Raw genomic sequence first — 12,647 nt, forward strand, 5'->3', positions numbered from 1 at the left:
ATTAGCCATGGTCAATCTTCCCCGCGAGCGTATGGATCAGGTCGTCAAGCGCTTCGAGATGCTCGAAGCGCAGATGTCGGCCGGCCCGACGGCCGATGCCTATGTGAAGATGGCCTCCGAATATGCCGAGTTGCAGGACATGGTGGCCAAGGTCAGGGAACTGCGCTCAGTCGAGCGCGAGCAAGCCGACCTCGAGGCGATGCTTGCCGACAAGGGCACCGATGCCGAGATGCGGGCCCTGGCGGAGGCAGATTTGCCCGGCGTCGAAGAGCGTATCGAACAGCTGCAAAAGGACATCCAGATCCTGCTGTTGCCCAAGGATGCGGCCGACGACAAGAACGCCATCCTTGAAATCCGCGCCGGCACCGGCGGCGATGAGGCGGCATTGTTCGCCGGCGACCTGTTTCGCATGTATGAGCGCTATGCCGCCGAACGCGGCTGGCGCTTCGAGACGGTGTCGGCCAGCGACGGCGATGCCGGCGGCTTCAAGGAAATCATCGCCACCATTTCCGGTAGGGGCGTCTTTGCCCATCTGAAATTCGAATCCGGCGTGCACCGCGTGCAGCGCGTGCCGGCGACCGAGGCCAGCGGGCGCATCCACACCTCGGCGGCGACGGTGGCCGTTCTGCCGGAAGCCGAAGAGGTCGACATCGACATCCGCGCCGAAGACATCCGCATCGACACGATGCGCGCCTCGGGTTCGGGTGGCCAGCACGTCAACACCACCGATTCGGCCGTGCGCATCACCCATTTGCCGACCGGTATCATGGTGGTGCAGGCGGAGAAGTCGCAGCATCAGAACCGGGCGAAAGCCATGCAGATTCTGCGTGCGCGGCTTTACGACCTCGAGCGCAGCAAGGCGGACGAGGAGCGCTCGGAGTCACGCAAATCGCAGGTTGGTTCGGGCGACCGTTCGGAGCGCATCCGCACCTACAATTTCCCGCAGGGCCGCCTTACCGACCATCGTATCAACCTGACGCTCTACAAGCTCGACCGGGTGATGATGGGCGAGCTCGATGAGGTCATCAATGCGCTGATTGCCGACCATCAGTCGAAGCTGCTCGCCGATATTGGCCTCGATGGCTGACATGTTGCCCGGCGCGCTCGGGCCGTTGTTGCGGGTGGCGCGGGAGCGGCTTGCCGCGGCCGGCCTTTCCGACCCGGCGCTGGATGCCAGGCTGATCGTCGAACATTTTTCCGGCACGGACCGTACGCAGGCGATCGCCGACCCGCAGCGGACGGTCGATGCGGGTGCGGTTGCCGCAATCGACGCTGCTCTGCAGCGCCGCATGGCCGGCGAACCGGTGCACCGCATCCTCGGGTTTCGCGAGTTTTACGGCCTGCGGCTGTCGCTGTCGCCGGAAACGCTGGAGCCGCGGCCGGACACCGAAACGCTGGTCGAGGCGGTCTTCCCTTTTGCCGGCGCGACGGCCGAAAGGCTGGGGGAATGCCGTATCCTCGATCTCGGCACCGGTACCGGCGCGATTGCGCTGGCGCTGCTCAGCGCGGTTCCGGCCGCGACCGCCACCGGGGTCGATATTTCACAAGACGCGCTGGCAACCGCGATACGCAATGCCGAGCAACTCGGACTCGCCGGCCGGTTCGTGGGGCTGCAGTCTGACTGGTTCGAAAAAGTTTCGGGCCGATACCATGTAATTGCCGCAAACCCTCCCTATATATCGTCTAGAGACATTGGAAATCTGCAGGACGAGGTCCGCGATTTCGATCCGCACAGAGCCCTTGATGGCGGTGTGGACGGTCTTGGCCCCTACAGGATCATCGCCGCCGAGGCGGCAAAGTTTCTGGAAGCAGAAGGCAAGATAGCGGTCGAGATCGGCCACACGCAGCGCAATGAGGTCAAAGACATATTCGCGGCAGCCGGCTACAGGCTGGCCGGGGCATTTGTCGATCTTGGCGGAAACGACAGGGTTCTTATGTTTGAACAGGGAAAGCCTTGACGCAGTGCAAAAAAGCGCTTGGCAATGCCGGGGAATGCGGCTAGGGTCCGCCCTAACCGGATGAGACGAAGCAGGCAGTGCTCTTAGCGATTCGGTTTTCCTTGGAAATAGCTGCCTTCTTGCGCAAACGACGCCCAAGCTTCGTGCGGGAATCGTCCGGCAAGTGATGTAACCGGAACAGGATGACACGTGGCGCCAACGCAATTGATGCGGGCGAACGCCGGTGAAGAAACGAAACGGCTGGCTGCATGAGCGCCTCCGTTCGCGAAACGTTTTTCGAAAATTTCAAAATGAAGAGAGTCTTATGAGGCCACAACAGCAGAACAGGCGCATGCGCGGTCGCAACAACAATGGCGGCGGCGGTGGCAACAACAATAACAACAATAACAACCGCAAGGGCCCAAATCCCCTGACGCGCAACTACGAGAGCAACGGCCCGGACGTGAAAATCCGTGGATCGGCTCAGCAGATCGCCGAAAAATACGCCACTCTGGCCCGTGATGCGCAAAGCTCCGGCGACCGGGTTATGGCGGAAAATTACCTCCAGCACGCCGAGCACTACAACCGCATCATTGCCGCCGCACAGGCGCAGATGCCGATCCAGAATGCCCCGCAGAACCGCGACGAATTCGACGACGATGAAGATCGCGACGATTTTGACAATGCCGGCAGCGGCAATGGCGGCGAGACTCAAGCGCCGATGGCCAACCACGGCAACGGTCCGCAGCCGACGATTGAGGGCACGCCGGCCGAACTCGCATACGGCCAGGAAAACGGCCGCGAGAACAACAGTGGCCGTGACAATAATGGCCGTGACAATAATGGCCGCAACAACAACGGCCGCGACAACAATGGCCGCAACCGTGACCGCCGCCCCAATGGCGGCTATGGCCAGAACGACCAGCGTGGCGACTTTGCCCAGCGTGGCGAGCAGAACGGCCAGCGCGGCGACCAGCAGCGCTTCACCGAAACCCCGGCACAGGCGGAAACCGTTTCCGCGGTTGAGCCCGAAGCCGAGAGCGGTTTCTCCGAGTCGGCGCCGCTGTACGAAAACCTGTCGCCGGCGGCTCTTGCCGCCCGGGCCGAACTCAATGAGGCAGCCGCCGAGAGCGGCGCTGCCCGTCGCCCGCGGCGTCCGCGCCGCCCGCGCAACAATGCCGATCAGGTCGGTGACGAACAGTCTGGTGGTGGCCAGGTGGTGGATGGCGCCGGCGAGACCGCTGCCGCTGTTGACGTGGTTGATGCGGCGCCGGCCGAAAGCCCTGCCGGCGACCCGTTCGCCGTCGACGCCAACAACTGACCCACAAGACATAAGTCGATGAAACGGCGGAGAGAAATCTCCGCCGTTTTCGTTTGCTCGGCCATGCAATATCATCAGCCGGACGTCTTGAGCGGCAATGGCTTGCGCCCCATATCTGGCGTGAACTGGACCCGGCTCGGATGAGCGGGTCCGTCACCGCAATCTGATCCGGTGCCGCAAAGCGGGCCGGTGATGGAAGGAGACAGATATGAACCTCGAGAAATACTCCGAGCGCGTCCGCGGATTCATTCAGTCCGCCCAGACCATGGCGCTCTCGCGCAATCACCAGCAATTCACTCCCGAACATATGCTGAAGGTCCTCGTCGATGACGATGAGGGGCTGGCCGCCTCGCTGATCGAGCGCGCCGGCGGCAACGTGCGCGACGTCAAGCTTGGCGTCGAGACCGCCCTTGAGGCCATGCCGAAGGTGGAAGGCGGCAACGGCCAGCTTTATCTGGCGCAGCCGCTGGCCAAGGTGTTTTCGACCGCCGAGGAATTGGCCAAGAAAGCCGGCGACAGTTTTGTCACGGTCGAGCGGCTGCTGCAGGCGCTGGCGATGGAGAAGTCGGCCAAGACGGCCGATATCCTGTCCAAGGCCGGCGTCACAGCGCAGGCGCTGAACCAGGTGATCAACGACGTCCGCAAGGGCCGTACCGCCGATTCGGCGAGCGCCGAGCAGGGCTATGACGCGCTGAAGAAATACGCGCGCGACCTCACCGCCGATGCCCGCGCCGGCAAGCTCGACCCTGTGATTGGCCGTGACGACGAGATCCGCCGCACCATCCAGGTGCTGTCGCGGCGTACCAAGAACAACCCGGTGCTGATCGGCGAGCCGGGCGTCGGCAAAACGGCGATCGCCGAAGGTCTGGCGCTGCGCATCGTCAATGGCGACGTGCCCGAATCGCTGAAGGACAAGCAGTTGATGGCGCTCGACATGGGCGCGCTGATTGCCGGCGCCAAATATCGCGGCGAGTTCGAGGAGCGGCTGAAGGCCGTGCTCAACGAAGTCACCTCGGCGGCCGGCGGCATCATCCTGTTCATCGACGAGATGCACACGCTGGTCGGCGCCGGCAAGGCCGATGGCGCCATGGACGCTTCGAACCTGTTGAAGCCGGCGCTGGCGCGCGGCGAACTGCACTGCGTCGGCGCGACCACGCTCGATGAATACAGGAAGCATGTCGAGAAGGACGCGGCCCTTGCCCGCCGGTTCCAGCCGGTCTTCGTCAACGAGCCGTCGGTGGAAGATACCGTGTCGATCCTGCGTGGCCTGAAGGAGAAGTACGAGCAGCACCACAAGGTGCGCATCTCGGATTCGGCGCTGGTCGCGGCGGCGACCTTGTCCAACCGCTACATCGCCGACCGTTTCCTGCCGGACAAGGCGATCGACCTTGTCGACGAAGCCGCGTCGCGGCTGAGGATGCAGGTCGATTCCAAGCCCGAGGCGCTGGACGAAATCGATCGCCGCATCATGCAGCTCAAGATCGAGCGCGAGGCACTGAAGGTCGAGAAGGACGAGGCGTCAAAGGACCGGCTCGCGCGTCTCGAAAAGGAACTCGTCGGCCTCGAGGAGGAATCGACCGAGATCACCGCCAAATGGCAGTCGGAGAAGCAGAAGCTTGGCCTCGCCGCTGACCTCAAGAAGCAGCTCGACGCCGCCCGCAACGACCTCGCCATTGCCCAGCGCAAGGGTGAATTCCAGCGCGCCGGCGAGCTTGCCTATGGCAAGATCCCGGAACTGGAAAAGAAGCTGAAGGAAGCCGAAGCCCAGGACGGCAAGGCCGGCATGGTCGAAGAGGTGGTCACGCCCGACCACGTCGCCCATATCGTGTCGCGTTGGACCGGCATTCCGGTCGACAAGATGCTGCAGGGCGAGCGCGACAAGCTGCTGCGCATGGAAGACGAGATCGGCAAGCGAGTCGTCGGCCAGGGCGAAGCGGTACAGGCGGTGTCCAAGGCCGTGCGTCGTGCCCGGGCCGGGCTGCAGGATCCGAACCGGCCGATCGGCTCGTTCATGTTCCTCGGACCGACCGGCGTCGGCAAGACCGAACTGACCAAGGCGCTGGCCAATTTCCTGTTCGACGACGAGAGCGCTATGGTGCGCATCGACATGTCGGAATACATGGAGAAGCACTCGGTCGCCCGGCTGATCGGAGCGCCTCCCGGTTATGTCGGCTATGAGGAAGGCGGTGCGCTGACCGAAGCGGTGCGGCGCCGGCCCTATCAGGTCGTGCTGTTCGACGAGATCGAGAAGGCGCATCCGGATGTCTTCAACGTGCTGTTGCAGGTGCTCGACGACGGGCGGCTGACCGACGGGCAGGGCCGCACGGTCGACTTCCGCAACACGCTGATCGTCATGACGTCGAACCTCGGTGCCGAATATCTGGTCAATCTCGGCGAAGAGCAGGACGTCGATGCCGTGCGCGACGAGGTTATGAGCGTGGTGAGAGCCTCGTTCAGGCCGGAGTTCCTCAACCGCGTCGACGAGGTGATCCTGTTCCACCGGCTGCGCCGGCAGGATATGGGCTGCATCGTCGAGATCCAGCTCAAGCGGCTGGAAAGCCTGCTCGCCGACCGCAAGATCACACTGTCGCTCGACCAGGATTCGATCGACTGGCTGGCGGCGAAGGGCTACGACCCGGCCTATGGCGCGCGGCCGCTGAAGCGGGTGATGCAGAAGGACCTGCAAGATCCGCTGGCGGAAAAAATCCTGCTTGGCGAGATACTCGACGGCTCGACCGTCAAGGTCACGGCCGGCTCCGACCGGTTGAATTTCCGGTCCAGGCCCACTGTGGTGCCGACCGACGCGGCAGCCTGATCCAACGCCGCGCGTCCGACCGGACGCGCGGCATTTTCTTATGAAACAACAATCCTTTGACGGGGGTGCAGATGACGCTGGACGACTACAACAGCTTCTGCGCCTCGCTGCCGCAGACGACGCATGTCGTGCAGTGGGGCGGGGCCGATGTCTGGAAAGTCGGTGGCAAGGTCTTCACCATCGCCGGCCATGACCGGGAGGGTGGCGTCTTCGTCACCTTCAAATGCTCTGAAATGGCTTATGACGTGCTGAAGGATCAGCCCGGCTGCCGGCCGGCGCCCTATCTCGCCTCGCGCGGCATGAAATGGATCCAGCGTCAGACAAGCCAGAGCATGGATGATGATGCGCTGAAGGACTATCTCGGCGAAAGCCACCGCCTCGTCGTCCTCAAGCTGACGAAGCAGACGCGCAAGGAATTGGGCCTGTAGCAACCAGTAATCCGCCATCTTCATGCCCGGTTCATGTTGGAAAGCTTATGTTGTGGTTTGCTGGCGAAGGGGTTTGCCTGCAGGCTTTTGACGATCAGGGCGTTCCTTGCGCATCCAAACGGTGGCGAGAACGTTCTGGTGGGAACACTGCCGGGCGGCGGCAATTACGCATGACCCCGAAAATCGAAATTCGATTTTCGGAAAGGATCATGCGCAGACATGAAGTGTTACAGCGTCCTTTGCGCGTCCAAACGGACGCGCGGCGCTGTAAGTACCGGAGAGTTTGACCACCATGTTCCGCACGATCCTTGCCTTTTCGGTGCTCGCCGCCGGGCTGCTCACGTCCAGCGCCATGGCATCGCCGACTGTGGACAACGCACTGCCGGCCGTCCGCGCCGCCGATAGCGGCGGCATTGTGCTTGCCCAGGACGGCAATCTCGACATCTATTACGACGCCAGGGGCAACCGCGTCATCGTCGATGCCGAGACCGGCAAGGTCATCGCCATCCAGCCGCCGCAGACCAGGCTCGACCGCCGCGCGCTGCGCCGGGAAATGCGGGCACGTGAGCTTGGACGCGCACCGGTCGAAGACGACGACCGCTACTATCTCGACGATCCCGAAGACATGGCGCGTTTCCGCCGCAGGCAACTGGACGATCAGGGACGAATCCCCGGCCCGCCGGTTGATGAATACGATCCTGAAAGCGACAGATTCCTGGGGGCCGCTCCGCAGGATGATGCCAATGACAGCGACACCTATCCGGAAGCGCCGAAATCCGCTGAACCGCGGCCCGTCAAGCGCCAGCCGCTGAACGAAGCCTCTATCGATCCCGCCGAACCGGCGGCGCCCGCCGACCAGGCCGCGCTGCCGCCGAAAGCCGGTGGCAAGACCGTGGTCGATCCCTCGCTTTCACTCGGCGCACGCCAGGATGTAGCCGCCTTGCAGGTGCTGCTCGACCGCGCCGGCGCTTCACCCGGCGTCGTCGACGGGCGCTTCGGCTCCAATGTCGACAAGGCGCTTGCCGCCTATAACCAGATCACCGGCAGCAATCTGCGCTCGACCGACGCGGTCGGCATCCAGGCTGCGCTGGCGCAGACCGGTGGCGATGCTTTCGCCAATTATACGATCACGCCCGAGGACGCGGCCGGGCCTTATGTCGCCTCGATACCGGAGGATTACAGCCAGAAGGCGCAGCTCGACCGCATGGCTTACACCTCCGTCACCGAAGCCTTGGCCGAACGGTTCCACATGGACGAGAACTACCTGAAGGGGCTCAATCCCGAGGCCGACTTCAGCCGTCCCGGCACCATCATCAAGGTCGCCAATTTCGGCAGGCTGGTGGCGACGCCGGTTGCCCGCATCGTCGCCGACAAGGACAAGAAGCAGGTGTTCGCCTATGACGCCGGTGGCAAGCTGGTCGCGGCCTATCCGGCCACCATTGGTTCAGCCGACACGCCCTCGCCGACCGGCACTCATACGGTGTCGCGCGTCGCGCTCGATCCGAACTACACCTACAACCCCAGCATCAATTTCAAGCAGGGCCAGAACGACAAGATCCTGACCATCCCGCCGGGTCCGAACGGCCCGGTCGGCTCGGTGTGGATCGCGCTGGACAAGCCGACCTATGGCATTCACGGCACGCCCGATCCGTCCAAGATCGGCAAGACCGAAAGCCATGGCTGCGTGCGCCTGACAAATTGGGATGCGCGTGAACTGGCCAAGCTGGTGTCGCCGGGCGTCACCGTCGAGTTCGTCGGCGGTCCCTCGGCCGATGATGTTGCGGAGCAAGTGAGCGCTCCAGCGCAGTGATCGGCCTGCCCTTAAGGCAGGCCGATATCCAAAGCTGGATTCATGAGCGCAGGGTGCTGGCTGGTTGTTGCCGGCCCGCAACAAGTCTAAGCAGACGCTCATGAAGTCTCCGAGCGAAGCCGCAGCCGTTCCCCTGACCAGGTCGCTTTCCAACGGTACATTTTGCCCGCAGTCGCAGCGCAAGTTCGTGCTGGTAGCGGCGATCCTGGCGTCAGCGCTCGGCTTCATCGACGGGTCGATCCTGGCCATTGCCATGCCGGCAATGCGCGTCGACCTCGGCGCCAGCCTGGCCGAGGTCCAGTGGATTTCCAACGCCTATGCGCTGACGCTGTCGGCGCTGATTCTGGCCGGCGGCGCCGCCGGCGACCGGTTTGGCCTCAGGCGCGCCTTCGTTGCCGGCATTGCGCTGTTCATCGTCGCTTCGCTGGCCTGCGCGGTGGCGCCGAATGCGCTGGTGCTCATCGCCTTTCGCGCCATTCAGGGCATTGGTGCGGCGATCATGGTGCCGGGCAGCCTCGCCATCATCGCCAAGGCCTATCCGAAGAAGGAGCGCGGCCGGGCGATCGGCATCTGGGCCGCCGCCTCGGCGCTGACGACTGCGCTCGGTCCGGTGCTCGGCGGCTTCGTTCTGTCGGCCTTTGGCGGCGGTATCTGGCGGGCGATCTTCGCCGTCAACCTGCCGCTCGGGCTGATCTCGATCTATCTCCTGCTGGCCAAGATTCCCGCCGACGCGCCGACGGAGAAGCGAAGCCTCGATCTCGGCGGCGCCGCTCTCGCCACGCTTGCCTTCGGGGCGCTTGCCTACGGACTGACCTCGATGAGCGCCGAAGGCAGCGGGCTGATGTCGGGGCCGAGCATCGCCGCAGGCGCCGTGCTGCTTATCATCTTCATCGTCTTCGAGCTTCGGCAGCGCGAGCCGATGATCGATCTCAAGCTGTTTCGGATCGGCGCCTTTGCCGGCGCCAACCTCGCCACCTTCTTCCTGTATTTCGCCCTGTCGGCCAACCTGTTCTACCTGCCGATGCTGTTGATCGCCGGATGGGGGCTGAACACCAAAGAGGTCGGTTTCATCTTCCTGCCGCTGTCGGCGTCGATCGCGCTGCTGTCGGGTCTCGTCGGCCAGTGGTCGGATCGCATCGGTCCGCGTTTTCCGATCGCCAGCGGCTGCCTGGTGGTCGCCATCGCCTTTGCCGGGCTGGCTTTGCTCACTCATGCCGGCATGCACAATTTCTGGACCGGTATCTTTCCGCTGATGGCGGTGATGGGGCTCGGCATGGCGCTGGTGGTGTCGCCGCTGTCGACGGCGGTCATGACCGCGGTCGAGGACAAGGATACCGGCGCCGCTTCCGGCATCAACAATGCGGTTTCGCGCATTGGCGGGCTGATTGCTGTGGCGGCGATGGGCTCGCTCGCGGCCTGGGTCTATTCGACGATGCTCGATACCAGCGTCAGGCCGGGCATTCCGGGGTTCGGAGAACCGGCATTGGCCGGCCTGGCGTCAGACCTTGATGCAACACGGCTCGCCGCCAGCGATGCGGCGTTCGCGGCCGTGTCGACAGTGACGGCCGTGCTTTGCCTCCTTGCCGCTATTATCGCCTGGGCCACCGTTTCGGGGCAAAAGCTGCCTTGGTCACGAGCCGAAGAGGAGCAGTCGACCTGATTCGGAGCCGACCCGATTCGGAATGCTCTGATGGGGCGATTATGATTCGCCGGCGTCGAGTGTGACGGCTTAAAGCGCGTCGCGCTGAAACGGATTCATACGACGCGCTTTAAGTCTTTGTTTTGACGCATGTCCTTGTCCCAGAGCCGCGGCACACTTCTGGGCGACATGCATTAGCCTTCGATCTTGGCGCTCGCGACCTTCAGCGGATTGCTGTCTTCCTGCTTGAGCAGTTCATCGATGCGCTCGCGCTCGCGCTTGAAAGCGACCAGGTCGTCGCCCTTCAGCACCTTGCCGACCGGCAGGCGCACGCGCATCGGGTCGACCTTGGTGCCGTTGACGATCAGCTCGTAGTGAAGATGCGGACCGGTGGAGAGGCCGGTCTGACCGAGGAAGCCGATGGTCTGGCCCTGGCGGACATGAACGCCCGGTTCGATGCCTTTGGCAAAGGCGCTCTGGTGATTGTAGGAGGTCTCGTAGCCATTGGCATGGCGAATGATGATCTGCTTGCCGTAACCGCCGGCCCAGCCGGCCTTTTCGATGGTGCCGTTGCCGGCGGCGATAATCGGCGTTCCGATCGGCGCCGCCCAGTCGACGCCGGTATGCATGCGGACATAACCGAGGATCGGATGTCGGCGGGCGCCGAAGCCGGAGCGGAATTTCCCGGCGGGCAGGGGGTTGCGCAACAGGAACTGCTCGGCGCTCGATCCGTCCTCGTCGAAATAGTCGGTCGAGCCGTCCTGCATCTGGAATCGGTAGAAATTGCGCGTCTGGCCGCCGAAGGTCGACGAGACATAGAGCAGTTCCGATTCGTCGGAGGCCTGGTCGTCGCCGTCCGGCTGCGAGAACAGCACGTCGATGCGGTCCGATGGATTGAGCCTGGACTGGAAGTCGACGCCGGAGGCCAGGAGCTTGACCAGTTGCTGGGTCAGCTTCTTCGACATGCCGTAGGAATAGGCGGCGCGGTAGATGCCGTCATAGACGTTCGGCAGATTGCCGCGCACCACCACCGGCGCCGACGAATCATCGAACGCTGTCAGCAATTCGGGGTTCGGCTCCGGTTCCTGCGCCGGCACATACTGGCCGCGGTCGTCGAGCGCGATGGTGACGATGTGCGTTGTCTTGTCATAGACGCTGGTGCGAACGACCTTGGCGGCGTCGCCATGTACCTCGAGCCCGACGCGCAGCACGGTTCCGGCCTTCAGCGCCGGTGCGTTGAGCAGCTTGCCGATCGCCTCCGCCATGCCGGTGGCGTCATCGCCCGTATACCCCGAATCAGCGAAAGCCTCGGCAATGTCGCGGTCCCTGGTGAAGGGAATGATTTCCTCGGCGAAAGCCGGGGTCTGGTCGTCGAGAGCGACGCGCGGCGCCACCGAGACGTTTTCCGGCACGATCTTGACGTCGTAGGAGCCGGCCATCGATTCGGCGAAGGCATCGCCGAATCGCTGCGGGTCGACATAATGCAGCGAGGCTACCTGCACGGCGCCGTCGCTGAGGTCGGTGCCGGCCTCGCGCACCACTTTTTCCACCTCGTCGGCGGACAGGTCGCTTTTTTCGTCGAAGGAGGCCGTCTCGACCGGGAAATCGACCGTCTTGAGGCTCATCTCGCTTTCGACCTTGGCGCCGTAGATCTGGCCGCCAACCGCGGAGGCCGTCGCCGGCTGCGCCGGCGTCGAGTCGCCATCGTCGCCGAACACCTGCATCGGGTCGAAAGGCGGATAGGCGCGGTTGGTGGTGTGGCCGGCGGCCAGCGCCATCTTGATCTGCACGAACGGCATGGTGTGGATAACGTCGCGGTCGCCGACCTTGGTCACCATCGACACTTCCATGCGCCGGCGGTCCTTGGCCTTGGCGATCTGGCGCGGCGCCACCAGCCTGGTGGTCTTGGCGACCTCGCCGGAATCGCCGCCGCTTTCGAGCTGGGCCAGTTCGGCGATTTCGGGCGGGGTTGCCAACTGCTGGCGGCCGTCAAGGGCGGCAAACAACGCCACGCCCATCAGCACACTCGAGGTCACGCCGGTAAGAAAGGTGCCCGATAGCCAGCGCGCCGAAACCTCGCGCCGGTCGGGCGGGCCGCTGCGGCCATCCGCGATCAGCGGCGGCTCATTGCCGAGTTCGGCTATGACATCTTCCGTGTCTGGCATCCAGAAAGGCTGCTTCTTCCCCGGGCGGAACGGCTTTTCGCTTCTGTTGGGCCATGACATTTGCCTGTCACGGCGGGTGAAGTCAACGAAGCGGCGAAATCCCCACGCACACGCTCTGTTTTACAGCCCCTTGTAGAGAGGCGACTTTATCCTCTTGTAGGAGGGTCCGAACCGGTGATGCGCAGACCCCGCTTTGGCTCTTATAGGAAGGCACCTTGCGGGCCGCGCCGAGCCCTTCTTTGTTGGCCTTGGTGTCGAACGGCAATGCGGCGGCAATAGGGCTCCTTTTTGGCAACGCCAATGTTCCCTTGGGGCAGTCCGCCGGCGCCAAAACTTCTGTCGCAAAAAGTTCAAAAACATCGTCGATGACTGTTGACAGTTCTGGTTGGTGGCGACTATATACGCCTCACGAACGAGGGCGGTGCGCCGCTGGCGGCGAAGCAGTTTGCTTCTGAGGAGCCCTTGTGAGAATTCAAGAGAGCCGCGTAAGCGACACTCGGACGGCCCCGAAGCCAGAGGTGGAACGGGCCAC

Annotated in this window: 8 protein-coding genes; 7 read left to right on the forward strand and 1 reads right to left on the reverse strand. The window is 63.6% G+C overall.

Features of this window, described 5'->3' with window-relative positions; genetic code table 11:
• The first annotated feature begins 7 nt into the window (after window positions 1-7).
• The 7 genes from prfA (at window position 8) to X757_RS143805 (ending at window position 9,971) form a co-directional block, all read left to right on the forward strand.
• Entirely contained in the window at window positions 8-1,087 is a 1,080-nt protein-coding gene (gene prfA / locus X757_RS143835) for a peptide chain release factor 1 (protein ID WP_023727012.1), read from the forward strand.
• The gene (gene prmC / locus X757_RS143830) at window positions 1,080-1,958 is read left to right on the forward strand and encodes a peptide chain release factor N(5)-glutamine methyltransferase (protein WP_023727013.1); all 879 of its coding nucleotides are present in this window, start codon (window positions 1,080-1,082) and stop codon (window positions 1,956-1,958) included. Before prfA ends, prmC begins: the two co-directional genes overlap by 8 nt.
• A gap of 304 nt (window positions 1,959-2,262) precedes the next feature.
• Window positions 2,263-3,258 carry a DUF4167 domain-containing protein gene (locus tag X757_RS143825; protein ID WP_023686668.1) on the forward strand — a complete coding sequence of 332 codons (996 nt, stop codon included), beginning with the start codon at window positions 2,263-2,265 and terminating at the stop codon, window positions 3,256-3,258.
• A gap of 208 nt (window positions 3,259-3,466) precedes the next feature.
• Window positions 3,467-6,073, forward strand: coding sequence for an ATP-dependent chaperone ClpB (gene clpB / locus X757_RS143820; protein ID WP_023727014.1), 2,607 nt, complete (start codon window positions 3,467-3,469; stop codon window positions 6,071-6,073).
• 71 nt (window positions 6,074-6,144) lie between these two features.
• Window positions 6,145-6,501 (forward strand): MmcQ/YjbR family DNA-binding protein, encoded by a 357-nt coding sequence (locus tag X757_RS143815; RefSeq protein WP_023685771.1) that lies wholly within the window; start codon window positions 6,145-6,147, stop codon window positions 6,499-6,501.
• Window positions 6,502-6,793: 292 nt separating this feature from the next.
• A complete protein-coding gene (locus X757_RS143810) occupies window positions 6,794-8,311 on the forward strand; it encodes a L,D-transpeptidase family protein (RefSeq protein ID WP_023701438.1) in 1,518 nt (505 codons plus the stop codon).
• Between the two features lie 100 nt (window positions 8,312-8,411).
• Window positions 8,412-9,971 carry an MFS transporter gene (locus tag X757_RS143805; protein ID WP_023727015.1) on the forward strand — a complete coding sequence of 520 codons (1,560 nt, stop codon included), beginning with the start codon at window positions 8,412-8,414 and terminating at the stop codon, window positions 9,969-9,971.
• A 173-nt stretch (window positions 9,972-10,144) separates the two neighbouring features.
• Here X757_RS143805 and X757_RS143800 read toward each other — a convergent pair whose 3' ends face one another.
• Complete coding sequence (locus tag X757_RS143800; protein ID WP_023686664.1) at window positions 10,145-12,115, reverse strand: M23 family metallopeptidase; 1,971 nt, start codon at window positions 12,113-12,115, stop codon at window positions 10,145-10,147.
• Window positions 12,116-12,647: the final 532 nt, after the last annotated feature.

It is taken from the genome of Mesorhizobium sp. LSHC412B00 (assembly GCF_000503035.1).
In the GTDB taxonomy this organism is placed as follows: domain Bacteria; phylum Pseudomonadota; class Alphaproteobacteria; order Rhizobiales; family Rhizobiaceae; genus Mesorhizobium.